Annotated in this window: 14 protein-coding genes; 2 read left to right on the top strand and 12 right to left on the bottom strand. The window is 72.9% G+C overall.

What is annotated here, in order from left to right:
* Positions 1-164 precede the first annotated feature (164 nt).
* From ligA to ABTZ03_RS32385, 8 genes are all read right to left on the bottom strand, one after another.
* A complete protein-coding gene (gene ligA, locus ABTZ03_RS32420; protein WP_350516713.1) occupies positions 165-2,453 on the bottom strand; it encodes an NAD-dependent DNA ligase LigA in 2,289 nt (762 codons plus the stop codon).
* A 19-nt stretch (positions 2,454-2,472) separates the two neighbouring features.
* On the bottom strand, positions 2,473-3,489 hold the full coding sequence (locus ABTZ03_RS32415) for a methionine synthase (protein ID WP_350516712.1): 1,017 nt from the start codon (positions 3,487-3,489) through the stop codon (positions 2,473-2,475).
* 34 nt (positions 3,490-3,523) lie between these two features.
* Positions 3,524-4,213, bottom strand: coding sequence for an SDR family oxidoreductase (locus ABTZ03_RS32410; protein ID WP_350516711.1), 690 nt, complete (start codon positions 4,211-4,213; stop codon positions 3,524-3,526).
* A 13-nt stretch (positions 4,214-4,226) separates the two neighbouring features.
* Positions 4,227-4,751, bottom strand: coding sequence for an LOG family protein (locus tag ABTZ03_RS32405; protein WP_350516710.1), 525 nt, complete (start codon positions 4,749-4,751; stop codon positions 4,227-4,229).
* 61 nt (positions 4,752-4,812) lie between these two features.
* Positions 4,813-5,388 (bottom strand): TetR/AcrR family transcriptional regulator, encoded by a 576-nt coding sequence (locus ABTZ03_RS32400; protein ID WP_350516709.1) that lies wholly within the window; start codon positions 5,386-5,388, stop codon positions 4,813-4,815.
* A gap of 241 nt (positions 5,389-5,629) precedes the next feature.
* On the bottom strand, positions 5,630-6,694 hold the full coding sequence (locus ABTZ03_RS32395; protein ID WP_350516708.1) for an alpha/beta hydrolase family protein: 1,065 nt from the start codon (positions 6,692-6,694) through the stop codon (positions 5,630-5,632).
* Positions 6,695-6,830: 136 nt separating this feature from the next.
* Positions 6,831-7,967, bottom strand: a complete 1,137-nt coding sequence (gene mnmA, locus ABTZ03_RS32390; protein WP_350516707.1) for a tRNA 2-thiouridine(34) synthase MnmA — start codon at positions 7,965-7,967, stop codon at positions 6,831-6,833.
* Between the two features lie 110 nt (positions 7,968-8,077).
* Positions 8,078-9,259 (bottom strand): cysteine desulfurase family protein, encoded by a 1,182-nt coding sequence (locus ABTZ03_RS32385; RefSeq protein ID WP_350516706.1) that lies wholly within the window; start codon positions 9,257-9,259, stop codon positions 8,078-8,080.
* A 208-nt stretch (positions 9,260-9,467) separates the two neighbouring features.
* Here ABTZ03_RS32385 and ABTZ03_RS32380 point away from each other — a divergent pair, with 208 nt between their 5' ends.
* Positions 9,468-10,235, top strand: a complete 768-nt coding sequence (locus ABTZ03_RS32380; protein ID WP_350516705.1) for an IclR family transcriptional regulator — start codon at positions 9,468-9,470, stop codon at positions 10,233-10,235.
* Here the strand turns inward: ABTZ03_RS32380 and ABTZ03_RS32375 are convergent.
* Complete coding sequence (locus tag ABTZ03_RS32375) at positions 10,141-10,800, bottom strand: trimeric intracellular cation channel family protein (protein WP_350516704.1); 660 nt, start codon at positions 10,798-10,800, stop codon at positions 10,141-10,143. The genes ABTZ03_RS32380 and ABTZ03_RS32375 overlap by 95 nt on opposite strands.
* Positions 10,801-10,928: 128 nt before the next feature.
* Between ABTZ03_RS32375 and ABTZ03_RS32370 the strand changes: the two genes are divergently transcribed.
* Positions 10,929-12,347, top strand: a complete 1,419-nt coding sequence (locus ABTZ03_RS32370) for an acyltransferase family protein (protein WP_350516703.1) — start codon at positions 10,929-10,931, stop codon at positions 12,345-12,347.
* Positions 12,348-12,420: 73 nt separating this feature from the next.
* Here the strand turns inward: ABTZ03_RS32370 and ABTZ03_RS32365 are convergent, their stop codons facing one another.
* Genes ABTZ03_RS32365 through ABTZ03_RS32355 form a run of 3 tightly spaced genes read right to left on the bottom strand, consistent with a single transcriptional unit; the run spans position 12,421 to position 15,636 of the window.
* Positions 12,421-13,485 carry an ABC transporter ATP-binding protein gene (locus tag ABTZ03_RS32365; protein WP_350516702.1) on the bottom strand — a complete coding sequence of 355 codons (1,065 nt, stop codon included), beginning with the start codon at positions 13,483-13,485 and terminating at the stop codon, positions 12,421-12,423.
* Positions 13,486-13,519: 34 nt separating this feature from the next.
* A complete protein-coding gene (locus ABTZ03_RS32360) occupies positions 13,520-14,629 on the bottom strand; it encodes an ABC transporter ATP-binding protein (protein WP_400920625.1) in 1,110 nt (369 codons plus the stop codon).
* Positions 14,626-15,636 (bottom strand): ABC transporter permease, encoded by a 1,011-nt coding sequence (locus ABTZ03_RS32355; protein ID WP_350516701.1) that lies wholly within the window; start codon positions 15,634-15,636, stop codon positions 14,626-14,628. The genes ABTZ03_RS32360 and ABTZ03_RS32355 overlap by 4 nt, the downstream gene beginning before the upstream one ends.
* Positions 15,637-15,654: the final 18 nt, after the last annotated feature.

The following is a 15,654-nucleotide window of genomic DNA, read 5'->3' as shown; positions in this document are numbered from 1 at the left end:
GGGTCCACCCGGTGGGCAGACTTTCGGACAACCGGAAACGCGCCACCGCGCCCGGGTGTCGCACAGTGACACAATGCCCGCTTTCACTGGACGACACCCGGTGACGTTGCATCAGGACGATAACAACAAGGATCCGGTCCGCGGCCGGTCGGGTCGGCCCCGGATCAGCTCTCCGCGGCGGCCGGGCCGGGCTCCGCGGCCTGCTCGGGCTCCGGAAGCCCCAGGTGGGCACGGGCGGCGGACGGTCCGTCGGCGAGCAGCACGGCGAAGCCCGCGTCGTCCAGCACCGGCACTCCGAGCTGAACGGCCTTGTCGTACTTGGATCCTGGATTCTCACCGACGACCACAAAATCGGTCTTCTTCGAAACCGAACCGGTCACCTTCGCTCCGCGCGAGGTCAGCGCCTCCTTGGCGCCGTCCCGGGTGTGCCCGGCCAGCGTCCCGGTCACCACCATCGTCAGGCCCTCCAGCGGACGCTCCGCCTCCTCCTCGTCCGCGAACTCCTCGACGAAGCGCACGCCCGCGGCCCGCCACTTCTCCAGGATCTCGCGGTGCCACTCCTCCTCGAACCACTCCTTGATCGAGCGCGCGATGGTCGGGCCGACGCCCTCGACCGCCGCCAGCTCCTCCTCGGTGGCCGAGAAGACCCGGTCCAGGTCACGGAACTCCCGGGCCAGCTCCTGCGCCGCGACCGGGCCCACGTGCCGGATCGACAGGCCGTTCAGGAAGCGCCAGAGCGGGCGGTCCTTCGCGCCCTCCAGGTTGTCCAGCAGGGTCTGCAGCGACTTCTTCGGATCCCCCTTGGTGGTCGCGAAGAAGAAGACCTCCTTCTCCCGGCCGGTCGCGTCGTCCAGCTTGGGCATGCCGGTCTTCTGGTCGCGCACCAGCACCTTGATCGGCAGCAGCTGCCGCTCCGTCAGCCCGAAGACGTCGCCCTCGTTGCGCACCGGCGCCTCGGCCGGCTCCAGCGGCTGGGTCAGCGCGGTGGCCGCCACGTAGCCGAGCCCCTCGACGTCCAGGCAGGAACGCCCGCCGAGGAAGGCGATCCGCTCCCGGATCTGGGCCGGGCAGTACTGGGCGTTCGGGCAGCGCAGATCGATGTCCCCCTCGGACATCGGGCGCAGCTCGCTGCCGCACTCCGGGCAGTGCGAGGGCATCACGAAGGCCTGCTCGGTGCCGTCCCGCAGGTCGTAGACCGGGCCGAGGATCTCCGGGATCACGTCACCGGCCTTGCGCAGCACGATGGTGTCGCCGAGCAGGACGTCCTTGGCCTTGACGATCTCCTGGTTGTGCAGCGTCGCGTACTGCACCATCGAGCCGGCCACCTTCACCGGCTCGGCCAGCACCGCGTACGGGGTGGCCCGGCCGGTGCGGCCGATGCCGACCTTGATCTCGGCGAGCTTGCCGGTGACCTCCTCCGGCGGGTACTTCCAGGCGATCGCCCAGCGCGGGGACTTGGAGGTGGCGCCGAGCCGGCCCTGCAGGGCGATCTCGTCCACCTTGACCACGACGCCGTCGATCTCGTGCTCGACCGAGTGCCGCTGCTCGCCGAAGTGCTTGATGAAGGACCGCACTTCGGCCAGGGTGCCGACCACCCGGTTGTGCCGGGCGGTGGGCAGGCCCCAGTCGTGCAGCAGCCGGTAGGCGTGCGACTGGTTGTCGATGTCGAAGCCGACCCGGGCGCCGATGCCGTGCACCACCATGTGCAGCGGGCGGGAGGCGGTGACGTGCGGGTCCTTCTGGCGCAGCGAACCGGCGGCGGCGTTGCGGGGGTTCATGAACAGCCGGATCATCGCCCGGGGCCGCTTGCCCTCCTCGGCGCGCACCTCGTTCTCCTGCCGACGGAGCTCGTTCTCCGCCGCGAAGGAGGCGTTGAGCGCGTCGAACTCCTCGGTCGGGAAGTAGACCTCGCCGCGGATCTCCACCAGCGCCGGGACGTCGTCGCCCTTGAGCCGGTGTGGGATCTCCTTGATGGTGCGGACGTTGGCGGTGATGTCCTCGCCGACCCGGCCGTCGCCGCGGGTCGCCGCCTGCACCAACTGGCCGTTCTCGTAGGTGAGGTTGACGGCCAGGCCGTCCACCTTGAGCTCGCACAGGTAGTGGTACTCGATGCCGTCCAGCTCGGCGGCGACCCGGTCCGCCCAGGCGCCGAGCTCCTCGTCGTCCATCGCGTTGTCCAGGGAGAGCAGCCGCTCGCGGTGCTCGACCTCGGCGAACAGCGCGGTGGCGGCGCCGCCGACCCGCTGGCTGGGCGAGTCCGGCGTCACCAGCGCCGGGTGCTCGGCCTCCAGCGCCTCCAGCTCGCGCATCAGGGCGTCGAACTCGGCGTCGCTGACGACGGGCGCGTCCTGCTCGTAGTAGCGGGCGCGGTGGTCGGTGATCTCCTTCGCCAGCTCGGCGTGCCGCCGACGCACCTCCGCCGGGACGTCCTCCCAGCCCTCGACAGCCGTCACCGCAAGCCCTCCTACGTTCTCATTCCGGGTTGTCCACCAGGCTCTGCGCCGCCCGCGCCGCGAGCGACAGCGCCTTGCGGGCGTACGCCGGGGAGGCCCCGGCCAGACCGCAGGTCGGCGTCACCAGCACGCGGCGGCCCAGCAGCTCCGGAGCGAACCCGAGCCTGCGCCACAAGGTCCTGATCCCCTGGACACTACCGGCCGGGTCGGACACCGCCTGGTCAGTGGAGGGGACGACACCGGCGAGGATCGTCGTGCCGCCCTCCACGGCCTCGCCCAGGTCGTCGTCCTGGCGCTCGGTGAGGAGCGAGAAGTCCAGCGAGATTCCGGCCACACCGGCCCGGCGCAGCAGCGGGACCGGGACGTCCGGGGCGCAGGAGTGCACCACCACGGGCGCGTCCAGGCCGCGGATCAGCTCCCGCAGCACCTCCTCGGCGACCTGCCGGTCCACGGCGCGCAGCCGCTGGAAGCCGCTGGCGGTCTTCACCCGGCCGGCCAGCACCGCGGGCAGCGCGGGCTCGTCCAGCTGGAGGACCACCTCGGCGCCGGGCACCCGCTTGCGGACCTCGGCGAGGTGGCGGCGCAGGCCCTCGGTGAGCGAGCCGGCCACGTCCCGGCAGGCGCCGTGGTCGGCGAGCGCCTTCTCGCCGTGCCGGAGCTCGATGTTCGCCGCCAGCGTCCACGGGCCGACGGCCTGGACCTTGAGCGCGCCCCGGTACCCCTGGGTGAACTCCTCCAGGGCGTCCAGGTCCTCGCCGAGCCAGGAGTGGGCCCGACGGGTGTCCCGGCCGGGGTGGTCGGCGAACCGCCAGCCGCTGGGCTCGGTCTGCGCGAACAGCTCGACCAGCAGGCCGGCGCCGCGGCCGATCATGTCGGCGCCCGGGCCGCGCGCGGGCAGCTCGGGCAGGAACGGCAGCTGCTCCAGCGCGCCGGTGGCGGTCTTCGCCGCCTCCCGGGCGTCGGTGCCGGGCAGCGAGCCGACGCCGGTGGCGGCGCCGCGCAGGTCAGGGAACGGGAAGGGGTGTCCGGTGCTCACCCGTCCGAGCCTAGTGCGCGGCGCCGCGGTGGTTTCAGCGGCCCGGGCGGACCGTGAGGTCGGTGATCTCGGCGTCCCGGGAGGCGTCCAGGGCGGCCAGCACGGCCTTGGCGACGGACTCCGGCTCGATCCAGCGGTCGGCGTCGTACGCCTTGCCCTCCTGCTGGTGCACCTTGACCTGCATCGCGGTGGCGGTGCGGCCCGGGTAGACCGAGGTGACCCGGACGCCGGACGCGTGCTCCTCCTGGCGCAGCGCGTCGGCGAGCGCCTTCAGGCCGTGCTTGCTGGCCGCGTAGGACGACCACTCTGCGTGGGCGGTCAGCCCGGCACCGGAGTTGACGAACACCACGTGGCCCTTGGTGAGCCGGAGCGAGGGCAGGAGCAGCCGGGTCAGCTCGGCGGGGGCGACCAGGTTGACGTTCAGCGTCTCCTGCCAGGCCTTCACCGGCAGCTCGCCGACCGGCCCGAGCTCGACCGTGCCGGCCACGTGCAGCAGCGAGTCGAGGGTGACGGGCAGCGTCTGCTGCCCGAAGGCCCAGGACAGCTTGGCCGGCTCCTTGAGGTCGCCGACCAGGGTGCGGGCGCCGGGGAAGCGGTCGCGCAGTTCGGCGGCCCGGCGGGCGTCCCGGGCGAGCAGCCAGAGGTCGTCGCCGCGCTCGGCGAGCTTCCCGGCCAGGACGGCGCCGATGCCGGAGCCGGCGCCGGTGATCAGATGTGCAGCCATGGTCCCGATCCTCTCAGGCCTTGAGCTGGGCGAACACCTCGGCCGGGCTGTCGGCGAAGCTGATCAGCTCGGCCAGCGGCCGGGGCAGGAAGCCCTCGGCGTCCATCCGCTCCAGCTGGGTGCGCAGGCCCGCGTAGAAGCCCTCGGTGTCCAGGACGACGACCGGCTTGTCGAAGATGCCGTGCTTCTTGAGCTCCAGCACCTCGGTGACCTCGTCCATCGTGCCCAGGCCGCCGACCAGCACCACGACGGCGTCCGCGCGGGCGGCCAACTCCCGCTTCCGCTCGGCCAGATCGGCGGTCATCACGAGTTCGTCGGCACCGTTGTAGGCCTTGTGCTTCAGCATCTCGACCAGCACCCCGACCAGTCGGCCGCCGGCGCCCTTGACCTCGTCGGCGAGCAGCCCCATCAGTCCGGCGTCGGAGCCGCCCCAGACCAGGGTGTGCCCGCCCTGCCCGAGGAGGCGGGCGAACTCGGCGGCGGGGGCGGAGTAGCGGTCGTCGAGGGAGTACGCGGAGCAGAAGACGCAGATATTCATAGTGTCGTCTGGTCTATCACGCCCGGCGGTCGCCGCTCACCGGGATTGCGGCCCGCCGGCGTCACGCGCGGAGCCCCGCGACCAGGATCGCCACCAGAAGGCGCGCGTCGTAACGGGGGTCGCTGTCCGCGCCGATGCAGAGGTTCCCGACACCGCGCAGCAGCGGGTAGGCGTCGACGCCGGGGCGGATCTCCCCGGCGGCGGCCGCGGCCTCCAGTAGTTCGGCGCAGACCGGCAGCAGCCGGTCCAGGAAGTGGGCGTGCAGTCCGTCGAAGGTCGCGTTGTCCCCCTGCAGCGCGGCGGCCAGGCCGTGCTTGGTGACCAGGAAGTCGACGAACAGGTCGATCCACCGGGCCAGCGCGGCGTGCGGGGTGGGGGCCTCGGCCAGCAGGGCCGGGCCGGCCTCGGCGCAGGCGTCGATCTGGTGCCGGTAGACGGCGATGACCAGGTCCGCCCGGGTCGGGAAGTGCCGGTAGATGGTGCCCAGGCCGACCCCGGCCCGGGCCGCGATGTCCCGCACCGGCGCCTCCACGCCCGCGGCGACGAAGGCCGCGGCGGCCGCGTCCAGCAGGGCCTCCTTGTTGCGCCGGGCGTCCTTGCGCTGGGCCGGGGCCTCGCCCCGGGCGCCGTCGTTCATCGCAGGGGTCCTTCCGCTGCCGTCGTCACCCTGCCATCTTCCCGCCCCCGCGGGAACCCGTCGGCCCTGCCCTCCACGGCCGGACGGCGGGCCCGGCCGCCCGCGGCGGGACGGCCGGGCCCGGGGGCGGGTCACGGGTGCTGGAAGAGCACCTCCGGGTCGGCGGCCGTGGGACCGTCCAGCAGCGGCTGGTGGACGCCCTTCAGGGTCTGGTCGAAGAAGGCGCCGACGTACTCCCGGGTCAGCTGCATCCCGCGCTCCGCCGAGGTGGTCGTCCCCGGCGGCAGCGGCAGACCGAGCTCGGTGGCCAGCACCTCGACGTCCGTGAAGCTGCCGTGGTTGGTGCCCGCGACCGCCAGCCAGGGCTTGTAGCCCTGCCAGCCGGCCCAGGCCTCGCCCCAGGAGTCTCCCCGCCGCCGACCGTGTGGTCGCTCTCCTTCCCGAGCAGCAGGAAGGAGCGCCCGGCCAGCGGGTCGGTCGGGAACCCCTTCCAGAACCCGCCGTCCAGGTTCGCCCCGGCCAGGATCCGCCGGTCGTCGGCCATCGCGTTCAGCGTGGAGGCGCCGCCGACCGAATGCCCGGCCATGCCGATCCGGTCGCGGTCGATCAGGTGGGAGAGGTGCCAGGCCGGGTGCGGGCCGGTCAGCCGGTCCAGCAGGAAGGACACGTCCCGGGCCCGGCTCTCCGGCAGCGCGTCCGGTGCGCCGGTGGCGCACAGCGGGCAGTCGGAGGTGCTGCCGTCGGCGAGGGTCTCGCCGGAGTCCTCGTAGGGGTGGCCGACCAGGGCGACCACGTAGCCGTGGCTCGCCAGGTCGGTCGCCAGGCCGGTCAGGGTGGCGCGGGGGTTCTCGAAGCCGGGCGACAGGACCACCAGCGGGAACTTCCCGCCGACGGCCTTCGCCCCGGTGGCGGCGTGGGTCGTGATGCCCACGACGTCCTCCGGCCGCACCCCGGTGCCCGCCGGGATCCGGGTCGCCGCGAAGTTCCGGGCCTCGCCGGGGGTCATGTACGGGGCGGGCTCACCGGTGCCCGGCCGGGCCGGGTAGAACATCGTCACCGCCAGCTGCCGCGGTCCGGCCGAGGGCACCCACGGATCGGTCCGGCTCGGGTCGGTCAGGTGCAGCACCTCCTCCCCGGCGGCGTACCGGCCGGTCGGCCGGGGCAGCTCCCCGTGGAAGGCCACGGCGGCCGGGGCGGCGGCCGTCGTGGCGGACGGCGTCGTCGAGGCCGACGCGGCCCCGGCGAGCGGCAGCGGAAGGGCGAGCAGGAGCGCGGCGACGGCCGCGATGCGGCGGGTTCGGGTCATGCCGTCGACGGTAGGTTCGCGGCCCGACCCCCCGGATCAGCCCGCCGGATGCCTTCTCCGGGCCCGGTCATCCGGCCGGATCAGCGGCGTCATCCCTCCGGATGACCCCGCCGTGGCCCGTCCGGGCCCGGCCCGTTCAGGCGTGGATCGCCGGGCGTTCGGTGGCGGCGATGGTGGCGGAGCCGATCACCCGGGTGCCGTCGTAGAGGACGACGGCCTGGCCGGGGGCGATGCCGCGGGCCGGGGTGTCCAGGCGGACGTGCAGGGTGTCGTCGACCATCGCGGCGGAGACCGGGACCTCCTCGCCGTGGGCGCGGAGCTGGGCGGTGTAGCGGCCCTCGGTCAGCGGCTCGGTGCCGCACCAGCGGGGGCGGATCGCGGTCAGGGCGGTGACGTCCAGGCCCTCGACCGGGCCGACCGTGACGGTGTTGTTCACCGGGGAGATGTCCAGGACGTAGCGGGGCTTGCCGTCGGCGGCCGGGCGGCCGATCCGCAGGCCCTTGCGCTGGCCGATGGTGAAGCCGTAGGCGCCGTCGTGCTCGCCCAGCTTGGTGCCGTCGGCGTCGAGGATGTCGCCGGTGGCGGTGCCGAGGTGCCGGGCCAGGAAGCCCTGGGTGTCGCCGTCGGCGATGAAGCAGATGTCGTGGCTGTCCGGCTTCTTGGCGACGGCCAGGCCGCGGCGCTCGGCCTCGGCCCGGATCTCCTCCTTGGTGGTGTCACCGAGCGGGAAGAGCGAGTGGGCGAGCTGGTCCGCGTCGAGCACGCCGAGGACGTAGGACTGGTCCTTGGCGCCGTCCACCGCGCGGTGCAGCTCGCGGGCGCCGTCCGGCAGGTCGACGATCCGGGCGTAGTGGCCGGTGCAGACGGCGTCGAAGCCCAGCGCGATCGCCTTGTCCAGCAGCGCGGCGAACTTGATCTTCTCGTTGCAGCGCAGGCACGGGTTGGGGGTCCGCCCGGCGGCGTACTCGGCGACGAAGTCGTCGATCACGTCCTCGCGGAAGCGCTCGGCGAGGTCCCAGACGTAGAACGGGATGCCGATCACGTCGGCGGCCCGCCAGGCGTCCCGGGAGTCCTCGATGGTGCAGCAGCCGCGCGCGCCGGTGCGGAAGGACTGGGGGTTGGCGGACAGCGCCAGGTGGACGCCGGTCACCTCGTGGCCGGCTTCGACGGCGCGGGCGGCGGCGACGGCGGAGTCGACTCCGCCGGACATCGCCGCGAGCACGCGCAGACGGCCGGTGGACGGTGTGGTCGGGGCACCCGGGAACTCAGTCATGATGCCAACAAGGTTACGGGGTGGCCCGGGTGTTCCCGGCCGTCGTCGGTGGCCGTCGTCGGTGGCCGGGGTCAGCGGTCGGGATCAGCGGTCGGGGTCAGCGGTCGGGGTCAGCGCCGCACGGACGCCAGGCCCGCGTTGCGCGCCCGCTGGACGGCCGGGGCGATCGCCCCGGTCAGCGCCGCGACGTCCGCCCGCTCCGAGGTGTGCCCGAGCGAGAACCGCAGCGAGGCCCGGGCCAGCAGCGGGTCGACGCCCATCGCCAGCAGCACGTGGCTGGGCTGCGGCACCCCGGCCGAGCAGGCCGAGCCGGTGGAGCACTCGATGCCCTGGGCGTCCAGCAGCATCAGCAGCGCGTCGCCCTCGCACCCCGGGAAGGAGAAGTGGGCGTTGGCGGGCAGCCGGCCCTCGGGGGCGGGGTCGCCGTTGAGCACCGCGTCCGGGACGGCCGCCAGCACCCCGGCCACCAGTTCGTCGCGCAGCGCGCCCAGCAGCCCGGCCTGCTCGGCCCGGTGCTCGACGGCCCAGGCCGCGGCGGCCGCGAAGCCGGCGGCGGCGGGAGCGTCCAGGGTGCCGGAGCGCACGTCGCGCTCCTGCCCGCCGCCGTGCAGCAGCGGTACGGGCGTGGCGCCGCGGGAGAGCAGCAGCGCGCCGATGCCGAACGGGCCGCCGATCTTGTGCCCGGTGACGGTGAGCGCGGTGAGCCCCGAGTCGGCGAAGGAGACCGGGACCTGGCCCAGCGCCTGCACCGCGTCGGCGTGCATCGGGATGCCGAACTCGGCGGCCACGGCGGCGAGTTCGCGCACCGGCTGGACGGTGCCGACCTCGTTGTTGGCCCACATCACGGTGACCAGGGCGACGGAGTCCGGGTCCCGCTCGATCGCGGCGCGCAGGGCCTCCGGGTGCACCCGGCCGAGGTCGTCCACCGGCAGGTAGTCGACCGTCGCGCCTTCGTGCTCGGAGAGCCAGTGCACCGCGTCCAGCACCGCGTGGTGCTCGACCGGGCTGCACAGCACCCGGGTGCGGGCCGGGTCGGCGTCCCGGCGGGACCAGTACAGGCCCTTGACCGCCAGGTTGTCGGACTCGGTGCCGCCGCCGGTGAGCACGATCTCGCTCGGGCGGGCGCCCAGCGATTCGGCCAGCGACTCGCGGGACTCCTCGACCACCCGGCGGGCCCGGCGGCCGGCCGCGTGCAGGGCCGAGGCGTTGCCGACCACCCCCAGGTGCGCCGTCATCGCGGCGATCGCCTCGGGCAGCATCGGCGTGGTCGCCGCATGGTCCAGGTATGGCATAACCCCCCGATTGTAGAGGGCGCCCCGGCCGGGCGATCAGGAGCCCGCACCGATCCGGCCACCCGCCGGACACCAGGCCCCGGCACCGGTTCGTGCCGGCCGTTCCCGCCGGCGGTTCGTGCCGCCACTGGTTTGTACCACTGCGCCGCCCAGCGGTTAGCCTGACGACCACTTCTCAAGCGGGTCCGGCGAGTTCCAGGGAGGCGCCATGTCGCAGTCGGTCGACCGCGCGCTGACCCTGCTCGGCTCGCTCGGCGACGGACCGCTCTCGCTGGAACAGGCGGCGGGCCGGCTCGGGGTGCACAAGTCCACCGCGCTGCGGCTGCTGCGCACCCTGGAGGAACACGGTTTCGTCCGCCGCCAGCCCGACCTGCGCTACCAGGTCGGCGGCCGGGTGCTGTCGCTGGCCCACCGGGCGCTGGAGGACTTCGACGTCCGGCAGGTGGCCGCGCCGTACCTGGCCGCGCTCAACGCCCGCTGCGGCTACACCGTCCAGCTGGCCGTGCTGCAGGACGGCGAGGTGCTCTACCTGGACGAGGTGGCCGGGCCGGCCGGTGACGGGCCGTCCCGGATCGGGCGCCGCGCCCCGGTGACCGGGACGGCGGTCGGCCGGGTGCTGCTCGCCGGACTGCCCGCGGCCGGGCCGGGCGAGGAACCCGAGCTGGCGGCGGTGCGCCGCCGGGGCTGGGCCGCCGAGTCGGCCGAGCACCGGGAGCCGGTGACCTGCGTGGCCGCGCCGGTCGCGGGCAGCGGCGGGCGGACGGTCGCGGCCTGCGCGCTGAGCGCCCCGGCCGGCCGGGTGCCGCCGGCCGAACTGGCCCGGATGCTGCCGGAGCTGCTCTGCACGGCCGAGGCGATCTCGCTGGCGTACGGCGGCTCGCCTACTCCTCGCTGGTGCGAGAACCGTTGCGGTGCCAGGCCCGCGGGGCGCGCCAGCCGTACTTCAGGGCGAGCATCCGGAGCCCGAAGGCGGTGAGCGCGGCGGCGGTGCCGGTGGCGCCGGTGAGCCGGTCCGCGCCGATCAGCACGGCCACCAGGGCGGCGCCGACCAGGGCCGGGACGGCGTAGATCTCGCGGTCCCAGCGCAGCAGCGAGGGGATCTCCCCGGCCAGCACGTCGCGGATCACCCCGCCGCCGGCCGCGGTCACCATGCCGAGCGCGACGGCGGCCACCGCGCCGAGCCCGTAGTCGTGCGCCTTGGCGGTGCCGGTGACGCAGAACAGCCCGAGGCCGAGGGCGTCCAGGGTCTGCACCGCGCGGTTGATCCGCTCCACCTCGGGGTGCAGGAAGAAGACCACCAGGCCGGCCGCCAGCGGGGTCAGGAAGTAGCCGAGGTTGGTGAAGGCGGCGACCGGCGTCGCGCCGATCACCAGGTCGCGCATCACCCCGCCGCCGAGGGCCGTGGCCTCGGCCAGCACACAGATCCCGAAGATGTCCATGTTCTTGCGGACGGCGAGCAGCGCTCCGGAGAGCGCGAAGACGAAGATGCCGACGAGGTCCAGCGACTGCTGCACGTCGGAGGGGAAGATCTGCGAACTCACCGTCCATGTGTACCCGATCCGCGACACCTTCCCGGACAACGGTCACAGTTCGGATGAAACCGTCTCGCGGTACGCCCCCCACCACCGCGCGGCCACACTCCCCGGCTCACTCCGCTAACCTCCCGCGTGTGAAGCTCATCGGACGCGCATCCCAACGCCAGAACACCCGTACCGCCGCGGGCGGCGCAGCCTCCGCGGCCTCGTCGAGGCTCGGCTGGCTCGACGCCCTGCGTGGCATAGCCGCGCTCTCCGTCGCGATCTACCACCTGGCGCTGCCGTTCTACTGGCTCCACATCGACCACCTGCCGCGCACCATCGGGGACCCGGGCATCTTCGGCGTGATGCTGTTCTTCCTGGTGAGCGGGTACATCATCCCGGCCTCGCTGGAGCGGCGCGGCGATGTGCGCTCGTTCTGGGCGGGCCGGTACTTCCGGATCTACCCGGTGGTGATCGTCACCATCGTGGTGAGCCTGCTGGTCCTGCCGCGCAACCACCAGGTCGTCCAGGGCTGGGCCTTCGACCACCCGCTGCTGACGCTGGCGGGCAACGGCCTGATGATCCAGGACATGATGGGCATCACCAACGTCATCGGGGTGATGTGGACGCTCACCTACGAGATGATCTTCTACTTCTTCGTGACGGCCCTCTTCGTCAACGGCAAGCACCGGCAGAGCGCCCCGATCGCGATGACCTTCGCCGGCGCCGCACTGCTCATCGGCGCCTGGCTGCCGCTCGGCACGCTCACCAACGGCGGCCTGGAGTCCAACCGGCACCTGCTGCTGGCCGCCGGGGCCATCGTGGTCACCGCGATGATCGGCATCTTCAGCGGCCGGGTCGACGCGACCCGCTGGGGCGGGACGATGCTCGGCGCCCTGGGTCTGGTGCTGATCCTGCTGAACAGCCGGTCCACGGCCTTCGAGACCCTGATGATCTTCGCCACGATGTTCGCCGGGACGGTCCTCTACCGGCTGGAGCACGGCCAGATCGACCGCCTGCCGGCGCTGCTGTGCTGCGGCTTCGTCATGGTCTCCGGCGTCCTGGTCGGCTTCATGTACAACCGCGACAACGCGCTGTGGCGGACCTGGACCGAGTCCTGGCAGTCCTTCTCCGGCGCCTACCTGGGCGCCTGGGTCGTCTTCGGGATCGGCATGCTGCTGCGACACCGCCGCTTCCCGCGCTGGCTGACCTGGCTGGGCACGATCAGCTACTCGGTCTACCTGCTGCACAACCCGCTCATCCACTTCATGAACTGGAAGCTGGAGGGCCACCCGCCCTTCACCTCCTGGCAGGACCGCAGCCTGCAGTTCTTCGGTCTGATGGCCGCGCTGCTGGTGATCAGCTACCTCAGCTACCGGCTGATCGAGATCCCGTTCCAGAACCTGGGCCGCAAGGTGATCAAGGCCGTGAACCGCCGCTTCCCGTCCGACCTGCCGGCCGCCCCGGCCGCCCCGGCCGCGCGCGAGCCGCAGCCGGCCGAGCCGCAGCCGACTCAGGCCCGGCCGGCCGAGGCGGTCCAGGAGGCGGAGCCCGTCGCCGGCCGCGGCTGACGGCCGCCGGCGCGTACGAGACGAGGCCGCCCGCCCCCGGAAGGGGGCGGGCGGCCGCGTGTTTCCTGCGGTGCTAGCTGTTCCCCGCGCTTCCCTCCGGGAAGTGACACGCCACCTGGTGCCCGGTCGCGAGGGCGGTGAGCGGCGGCTCCTGCGCAGCGCAGACGTCCTGCGCCTTCCAGCAGCGGGTGCGGAAGCGGCAGCCGCTGGGCGGGTTGATCGGCGAGGGCACGTCGCCCTTGAGCAGGATGCGCTCGCGGCCGCCGGAGTGGCGGCGGCGCGGGTCCGGGACCGGGACGGCCGACATCAGGGCGTTGGTGTACGGGTGCATCGGGCTGCGGTAGAGCGAGTCCCGGTCGGCGATCTCGACGACCTTGCCGAGGTACATCACCGCCACCCGGTCCGAGACGTGCCGGACCACCGAGAGGTCGTGGGCGATGATCAGGTAGGTCAGGCCGAGCTCCTGCTGGAGGTCGTCCAGCAGGTTGACCACCTGGGCCTGGATGGACACGTCCAGCGCCGAGACCGGCTCGTCCGCGACGATCATCTTCGGCTTGAGGGCGAGCGCCCGGGCGATGCCGATGCGCTGGCGCTGGCCGCCGGAGAACTCGTGCGGGTAGCGGTTGTAGTGCTCAGGGCTGAGTCCGCAGAGCTCCAGCAGGTCCTGGACGGCCTTCTTGACCCCGCCCTCGGGCTGGACGCCCTGGAGCTTGAACGGCGCGCTGACGATGGTGCCGACGGTGTGCCGGGGGTTCAGCGAGGAGTACGGGTCCTGGAAGATCATCTGGATGTCGCGGCGCAGCGGCCGCATCCCGCCGACGCCCAGGTGGGTGATGTCGGTGCCCTCGAACTCGATCTTCCCGCCGGTGGGTTCGTCGAGCCGGGTGATCAGCCGCCCCATGGTGGACTTGCCGCAGCCGGACTCGCCGACGACGCCCAGCGTCTCGCCCGCGTTGACGGTGAAGTCGATGCCGTCGACGGCCCGCACCGCGCCGGTCTGGCGCCGCAGCAGTCCGCCCCGGATCGGGAAGTGCCGGGTCAGGCCGGTCACCTTCAGCAGCGGCTCGCGCTCGGCGGTGGGCGCCGACGAAGCCCCACTGCCCGATGAGAGGGGCGTGGCCCCTCGGGTGTCCGTCATCGGTTCTCTCCAGGAAGGTGGTACGAGGCCGGGCTCACAGCCGGGGCGCGATCTCTTCGGCGAAGATGCGGTGCCGCTCGCCGGCCGGCAGGTGGCAGGCCGCGAGGTGCCCGGGGGCGGCCTCGGTCAGCGTCGGGACCTCGCTCGCGGAGCGTCCGCCGGTGAGGGCGGCGTACGGGCAGCGCGGGTGGAAGGCGCAGCCGGACGGCACGTTGATCAGGCTGGGCGGGGTGCCCCGCACCGGGACGAGCCGTTCCTGCAGCTCCCGGTCCAGTCGCGGCATCGAGCCCAACAGGCCCCAGGTGTAGGGGTGTTCGGGTGCGTCGAAGAGGCTCTCGGCGGGGCCGCGCTCGATGCACTTGCCGCCGTACATGACCAGGATGTCGTCGGCGAGCTCGGCGACCACCCCGAGGTCGTGGGTGATGATGATGACGGCGGAGCCGAACTCCTGCTGGAGGTCGCGGATGAGGTCCAGGATCTGCGCCTGGACGGTGACGTCCAGGGCGGTGGTGGGCTCGTCGGCGATCAGCAGGGAGGGGTCGTTGACCAGGGCCATGGCGATCATCGCGCGCTGGCGCATGCCACCGGAGAACTGGTGCGGGTAGTCGTCCACCCGGCGGTCGGGCTGGGGGATGCCGACCCGGTCGAGCATCTCGATCGCGCGGGTCCTGGCCTGCTTCTTGCTCGCCTGGGGGTGGTGCACCCGGTACGCCTCGACGATCTGCGCGCCGACGGTGTAGTAGGGGTGCATCGCGGTCAGCGGGTCCTGGAAGATCATCGCCAGTTCGCGGCCGCGCAGTTGGCGCACCCGGTCCGGTCCGGCGGCGATCAGGTCCTCGCCGGCCAGCAGGATCTCGCCGCTGATCCGGGCCCGCTTGGAGCGGTGCAGGCCCATGATGCCGAGCGAGGTGACGGACTTGCCGGAGCCGGACTCGCCGACGATGCCCAGGGTGCGGCCCTTGTGCAGGTCGAAGCTGACCCCGTCCACCGAGCGGACCAGGCCGTCGTCGGTGTCGAAGTGGATCCGCAGGTCGCGGACGGACAGGAAGGGGTCGCCCAGCGGGGGCCGCGCGGCCGGGCCGGCCGGGTCGGCGGCGGGGTCGGCCGGGGCGACGTCCGCCGGGGTCTTCTGGAGCTCGGTCACGAGAGCCTCACGCGGGGGTCGACGAGGGCGTACAGGAGGTCGACCACGAGGTTGCAGACGACGATGAAGAAGGCGGCGAGCAGGGTGACGCCGAGGATCTTGGGCAGGTCGTTGTCGGTGATCGCCTGGACGGCGAACTGGCCGACGCCGTTGAGCGAGAAGACCTGCTCGGTGATCAGGGCGCCGCCGAGCAGCAGCCCGAGGTCCATGCCGAAGATGGTGACGATCGGGGTGAGCGCGGAGCGCAGCCCGTGCTTGACGACGACCTTGCGCTCGACCAGGCCCTTGGAGCGGGCGGTGCGGATGTAGTCCTCGCTCATCGTCTCCAGCATCCCGGCGCGGGTGAGCCGGGCGTAGAGCGCGGAGTAGAGGAAGGCCAGCGAGATCCACGGCAGGATCAGGTTGCGGGCCCACATCAGCGGGTCGTCGGTGAAGTCGACGTAGTGCAGGTTGTCCAGGATCGGCCACTCGTAGCTGAACACGGTCAGCAGCAGGGCGCCGGTGAAGAAGACCGGCAGCGAGACGCCGGCCAGGGCGATGCCCATGGAGAGCCGGTCGAAGATCGACCGCGGCTTGAGGGCGGAGATCACGCCGGTGGTGATGCCGGAGATCAGCCAGAGCACCGCCGCGCCGATGGCGAGCGAGATGGTGACCGGGATCCGGCTGGTGATCAGCGGCCAGACCTCCAGGTGGCTCTTGAAGGAGTAGCCGAAGCAGGGCACGTGGCAGGTGGCCGGTTCCGGCCCGAACTTGTACTCGGCGCCGGCGAACAGGCCCTTCAGGAAGTGCCAGTACTGGGTGTACAGCGGCTGGTCGAGTCCGAGGTTCTGCTTGACCGCCTCGATCGCGGCGGGCCCCGGGTCCTTCCCGATGTACTGCGCGGCCAGCTGGTCGGTGGTCTCGCCGGCGAGGCGCGGGAGCAGGAAGAAGATCGCGAAGGTGACGGCGCTGACGACCAGCAGCAGCACCACGGCCGCGAAGATCCTGCGGATGATGTAGGCAAACACAGTTGGGCGGCTCCGGCG

This window comes from Kitasatospora sp. NPDC096077, assembly GCF_040303245.1.
GTDB lineage: Bacteria > Actinomycetota > Actinomycetes > Streptomycetales > Streptomycetaceae > Kitasatospora.
The sequence above is the reverse complement of the archived record's forward strand: the minus strand, read 5'-3'. Positions and strand labels throughout refer to the sequence as shown.